Annotated in this window: 18 protein-coding genes; all 18 read right to left on the reverse strand. The window is 37.6% G+C overall.

Features of this window, described 5'->3' with window-relative positions; all coding sequences use genetic code 11:
• Positions 1-265: 265 nt before the first annotated feature.
• The 18 genes from AC2SLL_RS04195 to sdhA all read right to left on the reverse strand — a co-directional run bounded on the left by AC2SLL_RS04195 (position 266) and on the right by sdhA (position 24,167).
• The gene (locus tag AC2SLL_RS04195; protein ID WP_486530433.1) at positions 266-3,076 is read right to left on the reverse strand and encodes an SGNH/GDSL hydrolase family protein; all 2,811 of its coding nucleotides are present in this window, start codon (positions 3,074-3,076) and stop codon (positions 266-268) included.
• A 19-nt stretch (positions 3,077-3,095) separates the two neighbouring features.
• Positions 3,096-3,794 (reverse strand): acylneuraminate cytidylyltransferase family protein, encoded by a 699-nt coding sequence (locus AC2SLL_RS04200; RefSeq protein WP_486530434.1) that lies wholly within the window; start codon positions 3,792-3,794, stop codon positions 3,096-3,098.
• Positions 3,791-4,846, reverse strand: a complete 1,056-nt coding sequence (locus AC2SLL_RS04205) for a nucleotidyltransferase family protein (protein ID WP_486530435.1) — start codon at positions 4,844-4,846, stop codon at positions 3,791-3,793. The genes AC2SLL_RS04200 and AC2SLL_RS04205 overlap by 4 nt, the downstream gene beginning before the upstream one ends.
• 2 nt (positions 4,847-4,848) lie before the next feature.
• Positions 4,849-6,006 (reverse strand): UDP-N-acetylglucosamine 2-epimerase, encoded by a 1,158-nt coding sequence (gene neuC, locus AC2SLL_RS04210; RefSeq protein WP_486530436.1) that lies wholly within the window; start codon positions 6,004-6,006, stop codon positions 4,849-4,851.
• A 56-nt stretch (positions 6,007-6,062) separates the two neighbouring features.
• On the reverse strand, positions 6,063-6,791 hold the full coding sequence (locus tag AC2SLL_RS04215) for an SDR family NAD(P)-dependent oxidoreductase (protein ID WP_486530437.1): 729 nt from the start codon (positions 6,789-6,791) through the stop codon (positions 6,063-6,065).
• Between the two features lie 2 nt (positions 6,792-6,793).
• Entirely contained in the window at positions 6,794-8,146 is a 1,353-nt protein-coding gene (locus tag AC2SLL_RS04220) for an AMP-binding protein (protein ID WP_486530438.1), read from the reverse strand.
• Between the two features lie 19 nt (positions 8,147-8,165).
• The gene (locus AC2SLL_RS04225) at positions 8,166-8,423 is read right to left on the reverse strand and encodes a phosphopantetheine-binding protein (protein ID WP_486530439.1); all 258 of its coding nucleotides are present in this window, start codon (positions 8,421-8,423) and stop codon (positions 8,166-8,168) included.
• A 19-nt stretch (positions 8,424-8,442) separates the two neighbouring features.
• Positions 8,443-9,453, reverse strand: coding sequence for an N-acetylneuraminate synthase (neuB, locus tag AC2SLL_RS04230; RefSeq protein ID WP_486530440.1), 1,011 nt, complete (start codon positions 9,451-9,453; stop codon positions 8,443-8,445).
• Positions 9,450-10,109, reverse strand: coding sequence for an acetyltransferase (locus AC2SLL_RS04235; protein ID WP_486530441.1), 660 nt, complete (start codon positions 10,107-10,109; stop codon positions 9,450-9,452). Before AC2SLL_RS04235 ends, neuB begins: the two co-directional genes overlap by 4 nt.
• Positions 10,106-11,248, reverse strand: a complete 1,143-nt coding sequence (locus AC2SLL_RS04240; protein WP_486530442.1) for a LegC family aminotransferase — start codon at positions 11,246-11,248, stop codon at positions 10,106-10,108. Before AC2SLL_RS04240 ends, AC2SLL_RS04235 begins: the two co-directional genes overlap by 4 nt.
• Positions 11,248-12,453, reverse strand: a complete 1,206-nt coding sequence (locus AC2SLL_RS04245) for a UDP-N-acetylglucosamine 4,6-dehydratase (protein ID WP_486530443.1) — start codon at positions 12,451-12,453, stop codon at positions 11,248-11,250. The genes AC2SLL_RS04240 and AC2SLL_RS04245 overlap by 1 nt, the downstream gene beginning before the upstream one ends.
• 126 nt (positions 12,454-12,579) lie before the next feature.
• Positions 12,580-13,455 (reverse strand): succinate--CoA ligase subunit alpha, encoded by an 876-nt coding sequence (gene sucD, locus AC2SLL_RS04250; protein WP_486530444.1) that lies wholly within the window; start codon positions 13,453-13,455, stop codon positions 12,580-12,582.
• A 27-nt stretch (positions 13,456-13,482) separates the two neighbouring features.
• Positions 13,483-14,661: an ADP-forming succinate--CoA ligase subunit beta gene (gene sucC / locus AC2SLL_RS04255; RefSeq protein ID WP_486530445.1), complete on the reverse strand. Its 1,179-nt coding sequence runs from the start codon at positions 14,659-14,661 to the stop codon at positions 13,483-13,485.
• A 171-nt stretch (positions 14,662-14,832) separates the two neighbouring features.
• The gene (gene lpdA, locus AC2SLL_RS04260) at positions 14,833-16,284 is read right to left on the reverse strand and encodes a dihydrolipoyl dehydrogenase (RefSeq protein WP_486530446.1); all 1,452 of its coding nucleotides are present in this window, start codon (positions 16,282-16,284) and stop codon (positions 14,833-14,835) included.
• 129 nt (positions 16,285-16,413) lie between these two features.
• Positions 16,414-17,649, reverse strand: a complete 1,236-nt coding sequence (gene odhB / locus AC2SLL_RS04265; RefSeq protein ID WP_486530447.1) for a 2-oxoglutarate dehydrogenase complex dihydrolipoyllysine-residue succinyltransferase — start codon at positions 17,647-17,649, stop codon at positions 16,414-16,416.
• A gap of 206 nt (positions 17,650-17,855) precedes the next feature.
• On the reverse strand, positions 17,856-20,723 hold the full coding sequence (locus AC2SLL_RS04270; RefSeq protein WP_486530448.1) for a 2-oxoglutarate dehydrogenase E1 component: 2,868 nt from the start codon (positions 20,721-20,723) through the stop codon (positions 17,856-17,858).
• Between the two features lie 733 nt (positions 20,724-21,456).
• A complete protein-coding gene (locus tag AC2SLL_RS04275) occupies positions 21,457-22,167 on the reverse strand; it encodes a succinate dehydrogenase iron-sulfur subunit (protein ID WP_486530449.1) in 711 nt (236 codons plus the stop codon).
• Positions 22,168-22,316: 149 nt separating this feature from the next.
• Positions 22,317-24,167, reverse strand: coding sequence for a succinate dehydrogenase flavoprotein subunit (gene sdhA / locus AC2SLL_RS04280; protein WP_486530450.1), 1,851 nt, complete (start codon positions 24,165-24,167; stop codon positions 22,317-22,319).
• Positions 24,168-24,336: the final 169 nt, after the last annotated feature.

Consider the following 24,336-nt stretch of genomic DNA (forward strand, 5'->3'; position numbering starts at 1 on the left):
GGGTAGTCGTCTTTAGCTTCAATTAGCATACGGACGGCTCGCTCTTTTATTTCAGGGGTATAGTTTCGTGTTTTCATTGTCGTATTCTCTCAGAAAGTTAGGTCTCCGACAATCACGGGGCGGTTCAATTTCCAAAATATACTAAAATTTGAATTCAGGTAATCTACTTTTAAAAATAAAATCATTAGTTTAGACCGTACTACCCTATAAAACTATTTCAAATCTTAAACTTTATTATTTATCAAAAATAAAGAACAAAAACTATTTAACCTAATTCATTAGAGACTGACTTCAAGGACTCCAATTTATTGATAATAGCTGCACTTAAGGCTTCATGCCCTCTATCTAATAAATGAAATTTATCAGAAGAGACTAGTTGCTCGTAATTGTAGTTTCTTAATAAATCTTGAAAACTTATTAAGTTAATATTATTTTGTGAATCTACAACAGTATTTATTACATCATTAAAAATAACAAACTTATCATATTGTGATTGAGAATAACCTGATGTAGACCCGAAAGCTTGATGTAAATTAATGAATGTTATGCTAGCTACTTCTTCGCTTTTTAAGCGATCAACAATCATCAATATATTTCTTTTAAAGTTTTCATGATTATTTTCACAATCAATCAACCCTCTATTCATAAGTTCCTTTTTGAAGAAGTCTGCGTGCTTAAGAATTTTATTTCTTACACTTTCTTGAAGTAAGCTCAAACCGATTCTATGAACTTCCAAAAAAATATGTTCAACACATTCAGATGAGCCTAAGTGTATAACTATATGCTTATTCTTCACATTTTTAACAATATCAGCCCAATATTTTAATAGTTTCTGAGTTGTAAAATACCGCTGTAACCAACTTTGCATCGTAAATTTATTATAAGGATTTGTCTTCATTAAATTGTTGAAATGCCAACTTGTAGTTTTCTTAATGTAATTAGGTGAGCTTGGTTTGACATTGTAACGAGGTAATTGGATAGAATCACTTATTAATAATACATTTGCGTCTTCTAAACTAAACTCTTTTCTGAGCTCTCTACTAAAAACTCTAGCCTCGACAGCATGATTATTGTTTTTGACATCTTGTTCGTTAGTCATCAACTCCATAGTAGATAAATATCCACGTAACTCTAAAAACCTATTAAGCGCTTCTTCAAAATCATTATACTTTTTGTAGACTTCTATTTGCTCTAAAAGTTTAGCTACTTGTTGTCTATATTTTTCTATACCATATATATTATCATAACAATAGGGATTGCCATTTGGTTGTTTACTACCACTTAGATGCATAACTTCTTGTAAGAATTCATTAACTGGCCGATGTGAAAAGACGTTAGAGATTAGGATCTTGTCTTTTGAAACAACTTTATCTACGACTATATCAAATTCATTGACACTTCGAATAAAGTCAAAAACATTATCTTTAATCTCTTCCTTAAATACAGAGTATCCAGTTTCAGAAAAAACAATACCTCTAGCACCATAATAAGTACCTTCAAGTGCAAGTGAAGATCCCTCGGAAATTGTAATATCTACGTATTTAAACAACTCACTGATTATTGCACTATCAACCTCATCGCTAATAATCACATCGTGCTTTGTTGAAAAGTCAGAGTGATCAAAAACTTTTCTTTTTGTAGGATGATGTCTAACAATCCATAAGATATCGTGTTTAGTTTCTGTAATAATCTCTTTATACAAACTCGGCAACTGTGATTGATCTCTTAATATTATTAAAGCTACTGTTTTATCAGTCTTTAGTTTTGTTCTAACACTTTTAGATAAGGTATCAGGAAAACTTTTTAATTTATTTAACCATGGGTTGCCCATAAGTATAGGGCTGTGCTTTCTAGTTCTTTTAAAATTTCTTTCTATTTGTTTATACTCTTTTATTCCCCATACAGCAAATAGATCAGGGTATGCTTGATAACCATCAAATGGTATTTCTTGGTGGTTATTATATAGAACTCCATTATTACCGTAGACACCATGTTGTACATCCACAGTCAGTATGCCTAACTCATGTGCTGCAGAGATTAAAGCACCCCAGTAGTGATAGCAGGCTACAAAAATAACTTTGGGGTTTAGCTGTTTAAGCATATCCTTCATCCAATCTCTTGAGTGTAATTCAAAATCGATTACCTCTTTGACTAATTCAGGAGAAGGTGTATTTAAGCTAACTAGATTTGATTCATATTTCTCAAAAAAAAGTTTATCAAGCTTTAAGTTTTTGGAGTAGCCTGTAACGCCTACATCAGGTGCTAAAACGAAAAGGCTTGGGTATCGAAGTTTATGCCATGTATTAAGAAATTCAAAGTTTTTTCCTGCTTGAAGAATCTCGATTTTTTTGGAAGGTATGCCTATTCTAATTGTTTCTTCATATAAAGAGTCAAAAAGCCTGTGATAAATGAAGTCTTCAATCTTTACTCTCCCAAAACCGTTGTTTTGAACAAAAAACAATATATCAGCAGACTCATTTCCTAAGTCATTATAATCCTTAGCATGAAACTCGCTTTTCATTTTTTGTCTGAAGGTTAATGGAAGGTTTGAATGGTACCAAGTATTAACAGACCGAGGATTAAGTGTATTAAATCGGTCTCTTCCCATCCAACTCGAATATAGATCAACTAATAGATGGCTTCTTAAATAAGGCCATATATATTCATTACCTACCTTTAATGAGTTTACAGGATAGCTAGAAACTAAATCGTAAATTTCGCTTTCCGTCTCAAGCAAGGTTTTATTATTTCTAACCCCTATATTAGTATAAGATTTATGTGTTGTATTTATTTTTATCGACTTACGACTCGTCTTATCCTCAGCTTTGCCAACCACTTCAGGTTTCTTAATAACTTCGGAAGGCTCAATAAGACTATCTGGCTTTAAATTATTAAATTTATCAAAAACAATATCTATCCCTTGATGTGTTTTATTACTAAGATCATTTATTTTAGAATTAAAAAAGATATTTTTTGTAATAAACATATTCAGTCTTTTTTCAACTACATCATGACAAAAAAGCCTAGGCTTGTTTTTTAATTTTTTTATATTTCTTCTGAATTTATCGTTGCTCATTAATAATCTCTTCACATATCTAAGAACCTAATGAATGAATATTATTTTCCATTATAAGCTCTGCAAGTTTAAAATCTAGTATAGTGTCAATATCGATTGAATCATGAGGGTGCATTTCGTATGCATATACCTTATCATTGAAAAAAATTTCTTTATTTTTAATGATTTCACTTATCTTTAATACATATATAGAGCCATTTAATCTGTAATATTGTGGTAAATCTTGACTTCTTTTACCTATCAAATTGAGGTCTACAAAATTCGACATATTTCTATCTTGAGGTAATGTATTACACCATAACGGACTATGCTCACATTCACAAACTGACAACACTCCATCAGCCTCCTTATCTATATACATACCTATAGCTTCATTGATATGTTTAGAAGTTCTAAGTGGACTTGTTGGTTGTAATAAAACAGCTGTTTTGTGCTCTTTGAACCTATCAAGAACGTGCATTAATGCATCGAATGAAGACGCTGTATCGCTGGCTAAATCTGCAGGCCTTTTCATAGTTTTGACGGGATAGGCTGATACTATTTCTAGAATTTCATCCGAATCACTACTGACGACCACATCATCAATATACTTACTATTCAGAGCAGCTTCAACAGTCCATAAAATAAGTGGTTTATTGTTCAAGTTTAAAATATTTTTATTTGGAAGTCTTTTGCTTCCCCCTCTCGCTAATATTACACCAACATTACTATTATTCATTCCCCAAAGACCTCTTCGTACTCATCGTTAGCTTGTTGAAACTGTTCTATCCTTCCAATATCTAACCAATATTCATGCACAGGAAATGAAACAGCATTTAGACCTTCAGATATCACATCTTGAAATAAAGTCGGCATATCATAAAACTTATCCTCTGGAATGAAATCAAGCACTTTAGGATCACACATATAAATTCCAGCACTAACAAAAAATTTATGAGTAGGCTTTTCAGTTACTGCTTTAATCTTGTAATGGTCATATATATCTACTACACCAAAGGGTACTTCAAAGTTAAACTCTCTCACGCACATTGTTGCTACTGCTTTAAAGTCTGTATGATAATTTAATAGATTTTTTAAGTTAATATTAGTTAATAAATCACCATTCATAACAAAAAAGGGTTCTGTTAATTTATTCTTAATCATGCTTAGCGAACCCGCGGTTCCCATTCTTTTCTGTTCTTTTATATACTCAATCTTTAAACCAAAATTCTTACCATCACCAAAATAATCTTCAATTACTTCAGATTTATAATTCACACATAAAATAATATCCGTAAAGCCATGTTTCTTAAACTGGTATAGAATAGTTTCCAGAATCGGTCTATCACCAACCTTTAGCATAGGCTTCGGGGTTTTATCCGTCAAAGGACGTAGCCTTGTACCTAGTCCACCCACCATTAATACCACTTTATTGCTTTTAGTCTTACTTTCAATAAAATCCTCAATACGCTTTATATCAATAACATGTAGATGCTGATCTACAACAGGGAGTTGATAAACTTTATTACGAATAGCTATTTCCTTAGCTTCTTCCTCACCGGTGTTAACACCAATATAAATAGGTTTTAATGACATTATTTCGGAAACGGGTCTATCTAAAGGTATGCTTTTTAGCAACGCTCTTCTAATATCACCATCTGAAACCGTGCCAATCAACTTATCATCTTCATCTATTACCAAAGCCAAATGCATTGCCCCATCCTCAATAACCTTGAGGGCTGCTTGAATACTACTCTTACCTTCAATTTTGATTTTCTCGGCTTGGTTCATAACTAAACTTCCATATTATAAAAACTTTTCTTAAGGAGATTTTTACCAAAGTTTGGGTTTTTCAACTTCTCTATAATCTTTTTACTGGCGAATCCATCAGATTCGTATGGATTTCTAGAAGTTTCCAAAACCTTTTTAAATGTATCAGAATATAAAAAATTGAGACTTCTAGATATATCTGAAGTAGTGGGCTTACAATCAATAACACTTAAAGACTTCAAGCGACCTTTTTGACGGTCACCTATATTGATGGTACCTATATTAAAGCTCGGGGCTTCTGAAATACCACTAGAACTATTACCAACGACTGCATCAACAAACTTTAAACAACTTAGAAAACGAAGTTGACCTAATGATACAAATCCAGCAGCTTTACTGCCATTATTGGATACATACTCATCTATCATTGAATTAATCAATCTTCCATCAGTATCGCTGTTGGCTTTAGTGAAAATCAATCTAGTGTTTTCAAGAGCATCCAGTGCTTGTAATAACTCCATAAATTGATCTGCGGCACTATTTTGCTCAAGAGTCACAGGGTGGAAAGTCACTAATAAATTTTTCTGAAGAAACTTAAATCCTAATTGTTCTTGTAACTGCTCTTTATCAAGAAGCTTCATGCGTTTTATATTTTCAATACCCATCCCGCCAACATTAAATACAGTTTGAGGATTTTCTCCCAATTGAATTACCCTATTCCTGTATTCTTCTGCCGCAGTAAAATGCAAATGACTCATCTTGGTAATTGCATGCCTTATTGACTCATCAAAAGCACCCTCTGTTGTTTCACCGCCATGCAAATGCACGATTGGTATATTAGCAATCATTGCTGCAATAGCAGCAGACAGTATTTCATATCGATCACCTAAAAGAACAACAAAATCTGGCGCTAATTCATCGTATGCTTCAGCAAATGAGATTTGAGCTAATCCTGTAGATTTTGTAACTCCTACTGAAGTATCACTAGAGAGTAAAATCTCAATCTTTTTATTTATCTTAAAATTAATTTCTTTATATGTTAAACCGAACTCTGGGCTAAGGTGGGCACCTGTTGCTATCACTTGCAATTCAAGATCAATATCTTCTGATATTTCTTTCATTAACCAATACAGCAATCCATACTCAGCTCGAGTGCCAGTCACAACACATATTCTTCTCATGAGACCTTCTTAATTATATACTTAGTTTTTTCCGATTTAAGTCATACACTACATATTTAAGCCGTACTACCAGCATCTACTGTAAATGTTGTACCGGTAATATTTTTTGCATCATCTGAAAGTAAATATGAGACCGTTCCTGCAACATCATTAACTGTTGCTAATTGCCCTAAACAGCTTCTACGTTTAATACTTTCTAACTTTGACCCTTGAAGACCACTAGTCATAGCTGTCTGCATATAACCAGGTGCAACTGTATTTACGGTTATTTTTGCTTTACCAAGCTCTCTTGCTAAAGAACGTGTAAACCCACCCATTGCAGACTTAGTTGCTCCATATACTGATAGGCCATTAAATCCTGTTGACCCAATAATTGAGCCAATGTTTATGATACGTCCCTTCATTTTCATCAGCATTGAGCGGCTAATATATTTGGTCAATAATATCGGTGCTTCAACATTAACTCTTATTAGCTCTGCTATTTGACTGTCATGCATAGTACTTAATACACCATCATGACCTAAAGCAGCATTATTTACTAAACCATAAATAGCACCATGCTCTTTAGTTATTGATTTAACCAAGTCATGAATACCATCTAAGTTATTAAAGTCATAACTATAAAAAAATATACTGCCCTCAAAAGAAGCTTCAAGCTCTTTGAACTCATCTGTTTGTTTTCTGCTGATACCAACTACTTTATATCCATCATTTAATAAACGACCAGTGATTGCTAAACCCAGTCCTTGAGAAACACCAGTAACAATAACCAAACCCTTACTCATACTTAGCCTCTTTTTATTTTTCCACTCTGTGTAATTTCAATTTGTTCAACGAACTTTATAATTGCAGGTACTTTATATGGTTCAAGACTACGCTTGCATTGAGAAATAATGTCTTGCTTTATAGATTTCTTATCTTGTGTGGAATCTTTTAGCACAACATTTGCACATACTAGAGACCCTAGCATTGAGCTTGATTTTCCATAAACAACAACTTGGTTTACCAACCCTGTTTCTAAGATACAATGTTCTACCTCTTCTGGTTGAACTTTACTACCTCCAACATTTATTGCTCCAGACTCACGCCCTAGGAAAACAACTCTATCGCCTACTACCTCTACCAGATCACCCGTTTTAATATACCCATCTTTTTCGTACATTAGCATACCAGACATGTAATGCTGACTCTTTTTATTCGGTTTGATGCAAAGCTCACCAGATTCATCAAGTTTTAAACTAACTCCCGACTCCGTTGAGTTTAAGTAACTTAGGGGAAAACCCGCTTTACAGTCATTAACAGAGAATCCTACCCCAGCTTCAGTTGATGCATAGATATGTCGAATTTTAGCCTGTGGAAATTGCTGTTGTAAGGATTTAAGTATTTGATTGTCAGCAATCTCACCGCCCAAAGTCAGGTTTAATAACTTCAAATCTTTAATAACTGGAGACATTAAAGCTTTACGCCAGAATGAAGGGGTGGCAGATATAGTGTTGCAGTTACTTTGTGCAAAGAATGATAGCATTGAGCTCATAATCATATCAGACTCTGGTATAGCTAAAGCAGAACCGCCTAGCAGTGCTTGTAAATATACTTGAATACCTGCAAAACGATAAATATCGTATACTAAGCCCCACGTAAACTTTTTACCTACCTCGGCATTTAATTTAATAGTCCTTGTTAAACTATCTAAATTATGAGCTACTAATTTGGGGATGTTAGTAGTACCTGAAGTTGGAATAATCCAGCTTGTTTGGTGATAATTAGCTAACTTAGTAGAACCATTACTATCGATAGATTTGACTGGAGTTAATAGAAGACCCTTTTGATTATCGTATTCTACCTCAAATTCAATATTGACCTGATCAATATACTTTTTATATAGGTCTTTATTTATATCTGTCGGTAAAAAAAGAATATCTGAAGCCGTGCCATCTAAAAGGTAAAGTAATAATGCAAACTCTTTTCGTGACCTTCCATAAATGACAACTTTTCTACCTTGTAATTGGTTGAGAACTTCGCCATGTTCGTCTTTACGACTCCTAAGCATACCATGGGTAATATTAGGCTCAGAAGGAAGAATAAACGCCGTTTGTTCAGCTGGTATCTTTTTAGTAAGGCTTTGTAAAGTATTATGCATATCATTAATCTATTATTAGTTATGAATTGGGATTCATTTTTTCGTAAATAGCAACAAATTCGCCAAAAGTAGTAGGGTAGACAGGCTCATCCATCATTGTAAATGGATCAAAATCTAATTTTTCTTCCAGAGTCGCAACTAAAATTGCGAACCCTAAAGAACTCAACCCACTTTCAAGTAAAACCGTGTCATCGTTGATCCCATCAACTGATAGTTCAGAATCAGTTTGCTCTAAAATTTCAAAATACGTATCAATAATAACTTGTCTAATGCTCATAATTACTCCTAAACTCTATTTACAGCTCAATTAACTCATCTGGTTGGTAGTTTTTCTTAGCGATTTGCCCAACCACATTATCCCATTTCATAGGCGATATACCAGTAGCTGGCCTTTTAACAGTCAAGTTATCTTCTGTCAAAGTTTCGCCCTTTTTTATAACACATTTACTTACAATGCTTTTTCGTGCCATCTGAATATTTTTCTTCTCAGATGCCGAAGGTTCTTTTAATCCGCTACCACTAATTGCCAATTCAATGTTTCTTATAGATCGAACCATTGCTTTTAACTCATCAGGCTCCAAGGAGGCAGCATGGTCTGGACCAGCCATTTCTCTGCTTAAAGTAAAATGTTTCTCTATGACGGTAGCGCCAAGAGCAACTGCTGCTGTCGGCACTTCAATTCCTAGTGTATGGTCGGAATAACCTATATTTACCTTAAAAATATCTTTAATATGCATCATGGCATAAAGATTTACATCGCTCATAGGAGTGGGGTACTCTGTATTACAATGTAATACCGTAAGCTTCTCTTTACTTACACCCTCTTTTGTAAGAACATCTACTGCTTCTTTAATCTCCTCAATGCTAGCCATTCCGGTAGACATAATCACTTCATCAAAACAGTTAGCAATCTTGCGAAGGTATGGCAGGTTTGTTATTTCTCCTGACGGTATCTTAGCTAAATTAAACCCTAATGATTTTAAATAGTCCAAACTATCCAAATCAAAACCTGTGGAAAAGAACATGATGTCTTTTTGCTTACAATACTTAATTAACTCCTCATGATCTTCATGAGATAACTCAAGCTTTTTTAACATTTCAAACTGGCTATCACTTGACCCAGTTTGGCAAATCTGATAGTCAGCTTTTGGTGCCGTTTTAACTACACAATTTTCAGTAACAAATGTTTGGAATTTAACTGCATCAACACCTGCGGAGGCAGCAGCATCAATCAATCTTTTAGCAACTTCGATTGAACCGTTATGATTAACACCAGCTTCGGCAATGATAAATACGGGCTTAATCATTTATACATCTCCATTGTTTTTATTTTTTGCATTGAAAAAACAATTGAATTATTTTTTATATTTTTGGTTATTAACAAACCTGCTTGGATTTTATTATTATCTCCTATGACTATAGATGGCATCGTTCCAGTGGAAACACCAAAAAAATTATTGCTCCCTATCTTAGTATAACCAGTAACGTGCACATTAGGTGAAAATACATTTTTATCACCTAATTCACAGTTATGGGGTACAGCACATTGATAGTTAATTAAATTATAGCTACCGACTTTAGTCATAGGACCAATTATACTGTATGGACAAATAATAGTACCTTTGCCAATATCGCTACTAGACGCTATAACGCATGAGTGATGGGTAAAGCTGACAATATTTGCAGGTGTAGTTTCTAAATAGTCAATTACCTTATTTCTAGTATCTAAGTCCCCAATTGCAATCAAGACGTTATCCCGTGGAGTGAAGTTGAAATCGCGCTCCGATCCCAAATAAGGCGCATTAAATTCATTAGAATTATACGACTCATCATCAATATCAAAAAAACCTTCAATAATGATTTGATTCTCAAGGTGACGATTATTATCATCTATATATTCAGCTAGTTCCATTGCGAAACCACCAGCTCCAATAATTTTTACTCTCATATTTTCAATACTCATAACTTTACACTACTCGGTAAGTTAACTAATCTTTGGGCAAACCACCTGCTATTATCTAGGTTAGTTTTGATAGAATCAGAATACATTGGTAAGTCACTCATTAATTCCCATACTGGGCGTGTCATAACACCATTTTTATTTGTATATTCTAATAAGCTATCTCGTGCCGCCATATCTTCACAGACTATTGCATTTAGCCAATAATTTGAACGTGCATATTTAGGTTCTTTAACAAATTCATACGGCGAGTTGCTAAATAATTGCGCATAGTCATTCGCAAGCGCTCTTTTGTTCTCCACAAACATAGAAAGTTTTTCAAGTTGGGCACAGCCCAATGCAGCATTTAAATTTGGCAGTCTAAAGTTGAAACCCGCCTTATCATGGAAAAATTTGTACGGATGGGGCTGTTTAGCGGTCGTGGTAATGTACTTTAAATCCTTACAATCTTCTTCTGAGCGGCATAAAACTGCACCTCCGCCACCAGTCGTTATAATTTTATTACCATTAAAACTAAGTACCCCATAACGACCAAAAGTTCCGGTGTGCTGATCCTTATAATATGATCCTAGTGACTCAGCGGCATCTTCGACTAAATTTAAATGCCATTTGTCACATATCTTAGAGATAGCATTAATTTCAACCGGATGCCCAAATGTATGCATTGGGACAACCGCCTTAATCTGCTGACCCGTTCGTTTTAAATAGCAGTCTCCATCATCATTTAATATAGCATTGCCATCTAAGAACTCATCCAATGAATCAGGACACATACCCAATGTATCTTTAGCAACATCTACAAAAACACATTTTGCATGCAATTGATTAACAGCATTAGCAGTTGCAACAAAGGTTAATGCTTGGGTAATCACAATATCATTAATGCCCACACCACAATGATAAAGCGCTGCATATAGGGAACTCGTGCCATTTACTACTGCGATTACTTTGGTAGCATTTGTATAATCTTTGAGCCCATATTCAAATTCGTCTACATATTTGCCAACACTTGAAACAAATGTACTTTTAATAGTATTTAGGACAAGCTCTTCTTCCCTATGATCAAATCTAGGCTCATGTAATGGAATAAATTCATTTGTTTTATAATGCTCTCTAACAAACTCAATAATATGATCCTGCATTACATTTTTCCATCTAAGTATTTGCCAGTTTCTTTATGACCGAACTCAGGCAACATGTAAAGGAATAACTTCACAATTTCATCTTTTGTCCAAGTGAGTGAAGATTGCATTCGATTAATTTCATTTGTGAAATGATCGAGCTTATCTGTTAAATCCTTATTCACATTATCAGTATTCTTGATGACACCGAGGTTATGAAAGGTGTTAAAGTCTAGAACTTCTTTTTCTGTATAGAATTCTTCGAAATCTTTTTCGCCAGTCGTATCACTTTCAGTGAATAAGCAGGGCCAAGTATTGCCGTTTAACTGAGTATGGCTGCCAAAATAGTCTCTAGCCTCATCTTCAGATTTACATAGATGTGGCGTCAGACCTTTACTATGCAAATACTTAATTGCAATGTCAGAAAAGGTAATCAAATGAAGCTCTTCACTTAATTTTGGAAAGAAAATATCTCCCTTTTTACCAAAAATACATGACATCAAACACAACTCACCGGATTCTTGAGGTGTTACAAAATAGCGTCTAATATCAGAAGGAGCAACAATAGGCTGATTTTTCTTGATTCTTTGATCAAAACCATGAAGTAGCGATCCATCACTGAAAGCAACATTAGCAAATCTAGCCGTTGAAATCTCAATCTGCTCTGAGTATTTCAACAAAAACATTTCCATAATGCGCTTACTAGCACCCATCATGTTAACTGGATTCGCAGCTTTATCCGTCGATACGCAAAAATATTTCTTAGTACCCTTTTTAATGGCCTGCTTAATTGTTTTTTCAGTATTAAATATATTCACATTAATCATTCTCATTAATGTGAAAGGATCTTTTTCACTACGCACATGCTTAAGAGCAGATAAATTTAAAACATAGTCGTATTTACCATCACTTTCTATAAAGGCATCGTACTCAAGCGAACCGATATCTAGAGCAAATGTTTGAAAGTCCCCATCGATATAGCCATAACTACTACGTAAGTCTCTAACCAGCTCTACTAAATTATTTTCACTAATATCGACAACATGAAGTTTTTTTGGTTGTCTTTTAAAAATCTCTTTAGTCACTGCTTGACCGATAGATCCTGCGCCACCAATAACCAAAAAAGTTGAATTATTAATCGTTGAGGTTAGTTCTGCTTCATGATCACTAATATCTTTATCGAAAAGCCTAGCTTGTCGTCCAATTAAATTCAAAATATTTGTCATAAATTTTTCTACTTTGTTAATAAAAAACACCCCATTATAGGGGTGTTTTTGTCACAATATCAAGATAATTTGACATTTTAGACGGAAAATACTACCGTTCATCATCTCAGAGAGTCAATAGTATCACTACCAGCCAGTAACTTCCTTAACCATCTCACCAATCTTAGAGGGATCACGGGTATAAGCAATACCTGCATCTTCGAATGCTTTAAACTTCTCTTCTGCAGTCCCTTTACCGCCCGAAATGATGGCACCTGCATGACCCATACGTTTACCTTTAGGGGCAGTAACCCCAGCAATATAGCCGATAACAGGTTTAGTAACATGATCTTTGATGTAAGCAGCAGCGGCTTCTTCAGCGGTACCGCCGATTTCACCAATAAGCACAATAGCTTCAGTCTGTGGGTCATCTTGGAACATTTTCAAGCAATCGATTTGGTTCATGCCTGGAATAGGGTCGCCACCAATACCGATACACGTCGACTGACCGAAGCCAAGCTTAGTGGTTTGTGCAACCGCCTCATAGGTTAGTGTACCAGAGCGTGAGATGATACCCACTTTACCGGGCTGATGAATATGACCGGGCATGATACCAATTTTACATTCGCCTGGTGTGATAACGCCTGGGCAGTTTGGACCGACCATTTTTACATCACCTGCTTGCTCGATGTAACGCTTCGCTTTAAGCATGTCTAAAGTAGGTACACCTTCAGTAATAACAACGATCAGCTTGACACCTGAATCTACTGCTTCGACAATTGAATCTAGTACAAATGGCGCTGGCACATATATAACAGAAGCGTCCGCATTCGTCGCTTCCATAGCTTCTTTCATCGTATTGAAAACAGGCAAACCTAAGTGAGTTTGGCCGCCTTTACCAGGTGTTACCCCACCAACAACTTTAGTACCATATTCAATAGCTTGTTTAGAATGGAAAGTACCATTGTTGCCCGTAAAACCTTGCACCAATACTTTGGTGTCTTTATTGATTAATACACTCATTATATACTCCTGATTATGATCACTTATTTAGTCAACAATGTTGGTTCCAACCGCAGAAACAATCTTTTGCGCAGCGTCTGATAAACCTTGAGCTGAAGTCAGCTTAACATCAGACTCTTCTAGTAACTGGGCACCTTTTTCAGCGTTATTACCTTCTAAGCGAACTACAACAGGCACGGTAACATTGACTTCTTTCACAGCAGCAATAATGGCTTCTGCAATCATGTCGCAGCGCACAATCCCACCAAAGATGTTAATTAACACACCTTCAACACTGTCATCCTCTAAAATGATTTTAAACGCTTCAACAACACGGTCTTTAGTTGCCCCGCCGCCAACATCTAAGAAGTTGGCTGGTTTACCGCCATATAGTTTAATGATATCCATTGTGGCCATAGCAAGACCCGCACCATTAACCATACATCCAATATTACCTTCAAGGGCAACATAGTTTAGATCAAACTCAGCAGCTTTTAACTCACGCTCATTTTCTTGCGAAGGGTCATGCAACTCAGCAATTTTTGGTTGACGGAACAGGGCATTTGAATCAACACCAATCTTTCCATCAACACACGCTAACTCACCGTTTTCACGCACAGCTAATGGATTAATCTCAATCATTTCGAAGTCATTTTCTACAAATGCTTTATATGCACCGGTCATAAGCTTGACAAACTGACTCACTTGCTTACCTTCTAAACCCAGTTTAAAAGCAACTTCTCGGGCTTGATAAGGCATCAATCCGACTAATGGATCAACGGTAATATTAAAGATTTTCTCAGGCGTTTCAGCGGCTACTTTCTCAATTTCAACACCACCTTCTGTAGATGCCATGAAAGTGATACGGCGGGTTGCACGATCAACTACTGCACCAAGATAAAGCTCCGTGCGTACTGGATACATGTCTTCAGCAACCAAGACAAAGTTGACTGGTTGACCATCGCTATCGGTTTGATACGTAACTAAATTTTTACCAATTAGCTCTTCTGCTACCGCTTTAGCTTCTTCACGAGTCTTAACCAGCTTAACCCCGCCAGCCTTACCGCGACCACCAGCGTGAACCTGAGCTTTAATGACTGCGATATCCGTTGGGTTCTTATCAAATGCAGCAGCAGCTTCATCTCCATTATAAGCAATGGTTCCTTTTTGGATAGGCAAGCCATAGCTGGCTAGTAGTTCTTTTGCTTGATATTCATGTAAATTCATGAAGTTTCCCCTTTTAGGTTAGTCCAGATCACAAAATGACCCTGATTAAGATGTTGTCGTTTTTATCCTATTAAACCAAGGTCTTTGTAATGCGTATGACATATAAAAACAACGAAAATAGCTAAACTCTATTTACTCTACTATTTTTAAAGTACTGTCTATTTTAATGTGCTATTTACGTTTTTTACGTTGGATAGCATGAATAGCGCGGCCATCAGCAGAAAGAGCGGCTTCATGTACAGCTTCGCTAATCGTTGGATGAGCAAACGTCATGAGTTGTAAGTCTTCAATACTAGATACAAACTCCATCGCAATCATACCCTGATGAACAATATCACCGGCACCAGCAGAAATAGCGTGCATACCTAGCAGGCGGTCAGTTTTAGCGTCAGCCACTACTTTGATGGAGCCTTGACCTTCGCCTTGCGCTAAAGCACGACCGTTAGCTGCTAAGTTGAATGAACCAGTCTTAACGTCATAGCCCTGATTCTTAGCCTCTTGCTCAGTCAAACCAACCCATGCAATTTCGGGATGAGTATAGATAACATTAATAATGGTGTCATAGTTAACTTGCGCTTTTTCGCCATGAATGCGCTCAACTGCCATCATACCCTCTTCCATAGCTTTATGAGCCAGCATTGGACCACGCACTAAGTCGCCAATGGCATATACGCCATCAAGGTTAGTTTTACATTGGTCATCAACTTCAACCAACCCACGTTCTGTTAACTTGATACCGCAGTCCTCAGCTAATAATTTTTCAGAATAGGCACGGCGACCGACACAAACGATTAGCTTATCAAAGGTCTCCTCAGAAGATTCGCCACCTTTTTCACTAGTGACCACGACTTGACCCTCTTTTACTTCAGCATTGGTAACCTTGGTATCCACGCGAATATCTAGACCTTGCTTTTTAAGTAGCTTGCCAGCTTCTTTAGCAATGTCTTTATCAGCGGCTGCTAAGAACTCTGGTAAAGCCTCATAGATAGTGACTTTTGAACCTAAACGACGCCATACAGATCCAAGCTCAAGGCCGATAACACCGGCACCAATGACACCTAAACGCTTAGGTACTACAGTAAAGTCAAGCGCACCAGTGGAGTCAACGATATATTCCTCGTCAATTTTTGCAACTGGAATTTCGATAGGGACGGAGCCTGCCGCTAAAATAACATGCTTAGCGGTAATGGTCGTTTCTGATTCATCTTCAAGTGCCGTAAACTTAACTTTTTTCTCGTCACCTTTTCCGTCAACTAAAGTACCCCAGCCTTGTAACCAATCAACCCCATTGCCTTTAAGTAGCATAGCAATACCACCAGTTAACTGCTTAACAATGCCCTCTTTACGCTCGATCATTTTTTCTACATCAATGCTTACATCACCAGTGGTAATGCCATGATCTGCTAATTCATGCTTAGTTGCCTCATAGCGATGCGATGAGTCAAGTAAAGCTTTTGAAGGAATACAACCTACGTTCAAACACGTTCCACCTAATGCAGGCTCGCCTTTATAAACACGTTTTTCGATACACGCAACAGTCATACCCAGTTGACCTGCACGAATGGCCGCTTCGTAACCGCCTGGACCACCACCTATCACGACTAAATCATAATTATTTTTCATTTTTTATTCCGTTAGTTAAATAATGTCAAGTGTCATTGTTTTTATGTTTTAGATTATAAAATGATGGTTAATCATCACATCATAATGAAAAAAGCTTGTATCAGATTGTCCGATACAAGCCTGTTGACCTTACAGATCTAATAGTAACATTGCTGGGTCTTCTACAAGCTCTTTGATAGTGACTAAGAACTGTACTGCATCCTTACCATCTATCATACGATGGTCGTAGGATAATGCTAGATACATCATTGGTAGAATTTCAACTTTACCATCTACTGCCATAGGACGATCGTTAATAGCATGCATACCCAAAATAGCAGTTTGTGGTGGATTCAAGATAGGCGTTGACATTAAAGATCCAAATACACCACCATTAGTGATAGTGAATGTACCTCCAGTCATCTCTTCTAAAGACAACTTACCATCGCGTGCCTTCCCAGCAAATTCACGAATACCAGCTTCTACATCAGCCATGCTCATTCGATCAGTGTCACGTAGAACAGGAACCACCAGACCACGATCTGAAGATACGGCAACCCCAATATCATAATAGCCATGATAAATAATATCATCTCCATCAATCGAAGCATTAACCGCTGGGAAACGTTTTAAAGCTTCGGTTGCAGCTTTTACAAACATAGACATAAAACCTAGGCGCGTGCCGTGGCGTTTCTCAAATGCTTCTTTGTACTTAGTACGCAGATCCATTAATGGTTTCATGTTTACTTCATTGAACGTCGTTAACATTGCCGTTTCTTGTGTCGCTGATAATAGACGTTCAGCCACACGCTTGCGTAGACGTGTCATTGGCACACGCTTTTCAGTGCGCTCACCAACTGACTCAGCAACAGGACGACCACTGTCAGATTTAACAGAACTGTCTGCTTTAAGTGTTGGGCTAGACATGTCTTGTTTGGTTACACGACCCCCGCGACCACTGCCTTCAACCTGTTTCGGATCAATTCCTGACTCTTTGGCAGCTTTACGTACTGCTGGACTTTGATCTTTTAAATCTTTTTCCTCTACTTCAGCCTGTTGCGGCTCACCACCATCAGATGCAGGCTTTTCTTGTACAGGGGCAGCAGGTTGATCGGGGTCGACAGCAGGCTCAGAATCGGTATTGCCACTAGCACCCGCCTCAAACTCACCAATCAATTCATCTGAAAGAACTGTATCATCGACTTGTTTAACGATTTTAGTAACCACACCATCATCAGGTGCAACCACTTCTAATACCACTTTATCTGTTTCAATTTCAGCTAAAATGTCATCACGGTTTACTTGATCGCCCTCACTTACATGCCATTCAACAATAGTGCCGTCAGCGACTGACTCTGGGAATACTGGCGCTTTAATATCTGCCATGGGAATTGCTCCTGTTATATTAATATGGTGTTATTTATGACTATTTATGTTTTTAAAGATAAGTACATTGTTTATTATGCTTGCAGACAAATTACTTACTCTTAACCTTAAATCTTTCAACTTTGACGAATAAAACTTAACTAGGTTTGGATGATTTCTGTAGATTTGAAGGTCTAATCAGTTGCCTGCTTAGACCTTTTACTCCTTTACTTCAACTGCTCTACATCTATGCCTAGGCCCCCAGCAACCAGCTCATTTTGTTGACGAGCATGAATAGAAGGTAGACCTGTCGCTGGGGCTGCAGAAGCAGGACGGGCGACAGGGTCAACTATTTTAGCTTTAGTCACGCGTGGTTCATTGTCGCCTTGTGGACCAAAAATACGGTACATATGAGGTGCCAAGTAATACCAAGCGCCCTGATTAAGTGGCTCTTCTTGACACCAGACAATTTGTTCAAGATTGCTGTACTTATTAACCTCTTGAACCATTCTTTGCTCTGGAAGTGGATAAAGTTGCTCTATACGCACGATAGCGACATGATCCAGACCAAGCTCTCGGCGCTGTTGTAACAAGTCATAGTAAACCTTACCCCCACACATAACCAAACGAGTTACTTTATCATTATCGAGCTTATCCAGTTCAGGCAGAACCGTTTCAAATTTGCCATTGGCCAGCTCATCTAATTTAGAAGTGGCCAGTTTATGACGTAATAAGCTCTTAGGAGACATCACTATCAAAGGTTTACGAATTGGCCTTAATACCTGACGACGCAGAGCATGGAATATCTGAGCAGGCGTTGTAGGTGTGATAACTTGCATATTATCTTCTGCACACAATTGTAAGAAGCGCTCAAGACGGGCAGATGAATGCTCAGGCCCCTGACCTTCAAAGCCATGGGGTAACAACATGGTCAGACCACAAACCCGTTGCCATTTGGTCTCGCCACTTGAGATGAATTGGTCAATAACAACCTGCGCGCCGTTGACAAAATCTCCAAACTGCGCTTCCCAAATAATCAAGGCTTTAGGCACAGTGGTCGCATAGCCATATTCGAATGCTAATACTGCCTCTTCTGATAGTAGCGAATTAAAGGTTGCAAAACGAGCTTGTGTATCACTAAGGTGAGCTAATGGGACATACATATCACCATTTTCTATATTAAAGAGCTCAGAATGTCGATGTGAAAATGTACCACGACCAACATCTTCACCTGTAATACGAACCAAATAGTCTTCTTCAACTAAAGTGGCATAGGCTAGAGTTTCAGCAGCGCCCCAGTTTAGCGGCTCTTCACCCGTTTGCATGGCAAGACGCTGCTCGACAACCTTTTTAACTTGGCGTTGAAGTTTAAAACCCTCTGGCAACGTTGCCATACGACGACCGTATTCTTTGAGTTTCTCAATATCAACACTTGTATCGTAGTCATCTACTAGGTCATGACCTAAATAAGGCTTCCAATCAACAAATAACTCTTCATTTGGTTCACGTACTAAAGAGTTAACAACGTAATCACCTTTATCAAGCGCTTCGCGATATTCATCCTCAAGTGCTTTTTCTTCCTCAGCTGTAATTATGCCCTCTTCAATCAATTGTTTGGCATAAATCGTACGAGTTGTTGGTAGCTTCTTAATAACTGAATACATTAGCGGCTGAGTGGCTGAAGGTTCATCTGCTTCATTATGTCCATTACGACGATAGCAGAATAAATCAATGACAATATCTTTATGAAATTCATGACGATAATCTAACGCCATTTGTGCGGCAAAGACGACTGCTTCAGGATCATCGCCATTGACATGTAAGATTGGCGCATGCACCATTTTGGCAATATCAGTACAATATTCAGTTGAACGTGCATCTTCTTTACGGCTGGTAGTAAAGCCCACTTGGTTATTAATCACAATATGAACAGTACCACCAGTTGTGTAGGCACGCGTTTGAGACATTTGGAAAGTTTCTTGTACCACCCCTTGGCCTGCGATTGCTGCATCCCCATGGACAACCAGCGGTAGTACTAGATTACCATCGGTATCAAATCGACGTGCTTGACGTGCACGAACTGACCCCTCCAACACAGGCGACACGATTTCAAGATGCGACGGGTTAAATGCCAACGCTAAATGAGCCTCTCCGCCGGGTGTCATTACATTTGATGAATAACCATTATGATATTTAACATCTCCTGAACCTTTTTCAGGCATTACTTTACCATCAAATTCATCGAACAAATCAGCAGGGTTTTTACCTAAAATGTTCACTAGCAGGTTCAAGCGTCCACGATGCGCCATACCAATAACAATTTCTTTGGTACCATATCCACCTGCACGTTGAATAATTTCATGGACGGCAGGAATAAAGCTTTCACCACCTTCAAGTCCAAAACGTTTTACCCCTGTATATTTTCGAGCCAAGTATTTTTCTAGGCCTTCGGCAGCAGTTAAACGTTCTAATATTGAGCGGCGTTTTTCTGTATCAAACTCAATATGGCCTAAATTACTTTCCATATAATTTTCAAACCAGCGTTTTTCAGTACTGGTGGTAACGTGCATATATTCAATACCAATATGATTGCAATAAACACGTTCCATAATCTCCACAATTTCACGTAGAGTAGATTCTGATTTACCAATATTTAAATCACTTGTGGGATATACAGTATCTAAGTCCGCCTCAGATAAACCATGAAAACTAAGTGATAAATCTTCAACCTTATCTCTGACAGTCAAGTTGAGGGGATCAAGCTGTGCACGGCGATGACCACGACGACGATAGGCTGAAATAAGCTTCTGAACACCCATTTGTTTTGGATCTAAACATCCACTAACTTCAGTGTTGGAAGTTACAGGCGAACCAACGTATTTAGAATTCGATTGATTACGAGCAAGTAGCAAGAATTGCTCTTGAATACTTTGATGCTGAGCATCATTGCCTGTATTGTATTGTTTAAAATAGTCTTGCCATTCATTATCTACATTGTCTGGATTTTGTAGATAATGCTCATAAAGAGCCTCAATATAACTTGCATTATCCCCTGCAAGCTCAGTTGCATCAGATGATATATTACCTTTAGTCATAGTATTCACAGCCATTTCATTTTTGTTTTAGAGTTTAATTGTTAATGAATTTACCTTGTAAGCTACAGTAATAGATAGGTCGATAGTTACATTAATCGCTACGTTGTTATAAATACATTTGATATGAGTTAGTACGTTGATATAATTAGTAAGCTAATATAGATAGTTATAATTCATGGATTTCCTAATATTATCGCTCCTATCTTGTATTACTACTTTTAATTCCTTTATCGCCATTATTAATATAATTTATCACTCTAGAGGCGACAAAATAGATGCGTATTAAAAATTACTTTAAGAATGCTTGCAGGTTGAACCATTATTTATCTATATAGAAGAAACGCTTTGCAATCGTAAATCATTTAATAATTATAAACTTATAAATGTCTTGCGCATTCATCATACTTTAAAAAGTGGTTTATTTTATTATACAGGCTATTTGGTTAAAAATATCCCCACTGGTTCAGCATAATGGCATACATGAGACAATCATAGACAACCCCTAAAAGCCTCATTATTATAAGGGGTTTGGAAGTCTTTTATATGGTTAATGTAAGAGTAACATGTAACCGCTTATGAGGTCGATTCTTTGTTCAAATGTCATTATTTTATAAATTATTTTATAAATAAATATTAGTTATCAATGTGCTAATCTTATCAAAAAAAGACCTCTATTAACAAATAGAGGCCTGTACTAATCACGTAATTATAACTAAAAATATTTTCAAGCTCTTTAGCCCGCCTGATCAAGTAGAAGGTTACGCAGATGGCCAATTGCCTTAGTGGGATTCAGACCTTTAGGACAAACCGCTACACAGTTCATAATTCCTCTACAACGGAATAAGCTGAACGGATCATCAAGGCGCGATAAACGTGCTCGCGTATCAGTATCACGGCTATCAGCCACAAAACGATAGCCATTTAATAATGCTGATGGGCCTAGGAATTTATCAGGATTCCACCAGAAAGATGGGCAGCTCGTTGAGCAGCAAGCACATAAAATACACTCATATAGACCATTTAACTTTTCACGTTCTTCCGGGGATTGAAGACGTTCGGTTGGCGGTGCAGGCTGATCATTAATTAAGTAAGGATGAACTTTTTCATACTGCTCATAGAACTGGTTCATATCTACCACTAAATCACGTACAACAGGCAAACCCGGTAAGGGGCGTATGGTAATTTTCTCAGGTAGGGTGTTCATATTTATTAAACACGCTAAACCATTTTTACCATTAATGTTCATGCCATCAGAACCGCATATACCTTCACGACAAGAACGTCTGAAGGTAATGGATTCATCCTGCTTTTTTAAACGTAACAATACATCAAGCAACATACGATCAGAGTCTAAAAGCTCAATCGTATAAGTTTGCATGTAAGGGGCTGCGTCCTTATCAGGGTCGTAGCGGTATAACTCAATGGTGCGACTACCTCTGCTCATAGTGCTAACTCCACACGGTGTAAAACTGCTCAATCAATTAAAATTAAAAAAGTTATTTTGAATCGACAGCTCTACTAAATCAAAAATTAAATTTAACTGATGCTAATAAATGTATACGATACATTTCATATAAATAAGAGTGCAAAAGCTTAGTAAACACGTACTTTTGGTTCTACATAATCAACAGTTAAAGGCACTTTGCGAACTGGCTTATAAATAATCTTGTTGTCTTCTGAGTACCAAAGCGTATGTTTCATCCACTCGTTATCATTACGACCGTTCGGGGCAACTGCGTCATCTTCTGGGCGGTCATAATCTAATACCGTATGTGCGCCGCGACATTCATGACGATTAGCAGCAGACAACATAGTCGCTTTTGCTACCTCATAAAGGTTAGCCACTTCTAAGGCTTCAATGCGAGCAGTATTAAACACTTGGGACTTATCATCAAGATGAATATTGTCTACTTTTTCTTTCAAGGCCAGAAGCTTTTCAACGCCTTCATCCATAAGTGCTTGGGTCCGGAATACACTAGCATGCTTCTGCATTAGCGCTCGAATCTCATCAGCCACTTCCTGTGCGTTATAACCTTCTGTCGAACTTTGTAGCTTGTGTAAACGGCCCATTGTGTAGTCTAATACACGTGGATCAATTGGCTTATAGGTACGTTCTGTCGTGTGGAACTCGTCAATAATATGTTTACCTGCTGCACGACCAAATACAACAAGGTCCAGCAATGAGTTAGTGCCTAGACGGTTTGCACCATGGACACTAACACAAGCACATTCGCCAATGGCGTATAAGCCTTTAACGATTTTACCTTCAGTATATAAACCCTCATCATCAGTTCCAGCATCAATATCTGGTACAACAACCTGACCATGAATAGTAGTGGGAATGCCACCCATCATATAGTGAATGGTTGGAATGACTGGAATAGGCTCTTTAGTAATATCAACATTAGCGAAGTTTCTACCGATTTCAAACACTGAGGGTAGACGCTTCATAATTGTTTCCACACCTAAATGGGTCATATCCATGACAATATGATCAGCATTAGGACCACAACCACGACCCTCTTTAATCTCTTGGTCCATCGAACGTGACACTAAATCACGTGGTGCCAAGTCTTTAACCGTTGGCGCATAGCGCTCCATGAATGCTTCGCCATCTTTATTACGTAAGATAGCACCTTCACCACGACAACCTTCTGTTAATAAGACACCAGCGCCATGAACACCTGTGGGGTGGAACTGCCAGAACTCCATATCCTGTAATGGAATGCCTGCACGAACAGCCATACCCAAGCCATCACCTGTATTAATATAAGCATTTGTAGATGCAGTAAAGATACGACCTGCACCACCTGTTGCTAATACGGTGTTTGTCGCTTGGAATACAGCAACTCTACCTGTTTCTTGTTCAAGGGCAACCACACCATTAATATTGCCTGCTTTATCTTTGATTAAATCAAGCGCAATCCACTCAATGAAAAACTCTGTACCGGCTTCAAGATTCTTTTGATAAAGCGTATGCAATAAGGCGTGACCCGTACGGTCGGCAGCAGCACATGCACGTTGAACTGCTTTTTCACCGTAATTTGAGGTGTGACCACCGAATGGACGCTGATAAATAGTACCATCTTCATTTCTATCAAATGGCATACCCATGTGCTCAAGCTCATAAACCACTTTAGGTGCTTCACGGCACATATACTCAATAGCATCCTGGTCGCCTAACCAGTCAGACCCTTTAACTGTGTCATAAAAGTGGAAATGCCAGTTATCATCACTCATGTTACCTAGGCTAGCACCAATACCACCTTGAGCAGCTACAGTATGAGAGCGCGTTGGAAACACTTTGGTAAGCACAGCTACTTTCATGCCACCTTCTGCTAACTGTAAGGCTGCACGCATACCCGAGCCACCGCCGCCTACAATGACAGAATCATAATTAAGGTGTTGAATATTGCTAATTGTATTATCTTGTCTAGTTGCCATTACGTTTTCCTAATGAATACGTTAGTCGTCATACAAGCTGGCTCAGGAAGCTAAAAAAATGAGTATATTTAACTACGCATCACCAGACAGGCTCACTTTAATTTAAAATTGTATTAAATCGATCTGTAGACCGGATAAAACACCAAGTATTGCAAATTAGACTAATCTC

The sequence above is a fragment of the Psychrobacter sp. CX97 genome (assembly GCF_057396285.1).

What these genes read in the sequence shown, in the direction of transcription:
- AC2SLL_RS04215 (WP_486530437.1), bottom strand. Translation starts at nt 6,791, where the DNA reads ATGAGTAAGGGTTTGGTTATTGTTACTGGTGTTTCTCAAGGACTGGGT.
- sdhA (WP_486530450.1), bottom strand. Translation starts at nt 24,167, where the DNA reads ATGGCAACTAGACAAGATAATACAATTAGCAATATTCAACACCTTAAT.
- neuB (WP_486530440.1), bottom strand. Translation starts at nt 9,453, where the DNA reads ATGATTAAGCCCGTATTTATCATTGCCGAAGCTGGTGTTAATCATAAC.
- AC2SLL_RS04225 (WP_486530439.1), bottom strand. Translation starts at nt 8,423, where the DNA reads ATGAGCATTAGACAAGTTATTATTGATACGTATTTTGAAATTTTAGAG.
- sucD (WP_486530444.1), bottom strand. Translation starts at nt 13,455, where the DNA reads ATGAGTGTATTAATCAATAAAGACACCAAAGTATTGGTGCAAGGTTTT.
- AC2SLL_RS04235 (WP_486530441.1), bottom strand. Translation starts at nt 10,109, where the DNA reads ATGAGTATTGAAAATATGAGAGTAAAAATTATTGGAGCTGGTGGTTTC.
- neuC (WP_486530436.1), bottom strand. Translation starts at nt 6,006, where the DNA reads ATGAGAAGAATATGTGTTGTGACTGGCACTCGAGCTGAGTATGGATTG.
- lpdA (WP_486530446.1), bottom strand. Translation starts at nt 16,284, where the DNA reads ATGAAAAATAATTATGATTTAGTCGTGATAGGTGGTGGTCCAGGCGGT.
- AC2SLL_RS04205 (WP_486530435.1), bottom strand. Translation starts at nt 4,846, where the DNA reads ATGAACCAAGCCGAGAAAATCAAAATTGAAGGTAAGAGTAGTATTCAA.
- sucC (WP_486530445.1), bottom strand. Translation starts at nt 14,661, where the DNA reads ATGAATTTACATGAATATCAAGCAAAAGAACTACTAGCCAGCTATGGC.
- AC2SLL_RS04220 (WP_486530438.1), bottom strand. Translation starts at nt 8,146, where the DNA reads ATGCATAATACTTTACAAAGCCTTACTAAAAAGATACCAGCTGAACAA.
- odhB (WP_486530447.1), bottom strand. Translation starts at nt 17,649, where the DNA reads ATGGCAGATATTAAAGCGCCAGTATTCCCAGAGTCAGTCGCTGACGGC.
- AC2SLL_RS04270 (WP_486530448.1), bottom strand. Translation starts at nt 20,723, where the DNA reads ATGACTAAAGGTAATATATCATCTGATGCAACTGAGCTTGCAGGGGAT.
- AC2SLL_RS04200 (WP_486530434.1), bottom strand. Translation starts at nt 3,794, where the DNA reads ATGAATAATAGTAATGTTGGTGTAATATTAGCGAGAGGGGGAAGCAAA.
- AC2SLL_RS04275 (WP_486530449.1), bottom strand. Translation starts at nt 22,167, where the DNA reads ATGAGCAGAGGTAGTCGCACCATTGAGTTATACCGCTACGACCCTGAT.
- AC2SLL_RS04195 (WP_486530433.1), bottom strand. Translation starts at nt 3,076, where the DNA reads ATGAGCAACGATAAATTCAGAAGAAATATAAAAAAATTAAAAAACAAG.
- AC2SLL_RS04245 (WP_486530443.1), bottom strand. Translation starts at nt 12,453, where the DNA reads ATGACAAATATTTTGAATTTAATTGGACGACAAGCTAGGCTTTTCGAT.
- AC2SLL_RS04240 (WP_486530442.1), bottom strand. Translation starts at nt 11,248, where the DNA reads ATGCAGGATCATATTATTGAGTTTGTTAGAGAGCATTATAAAACAAAT.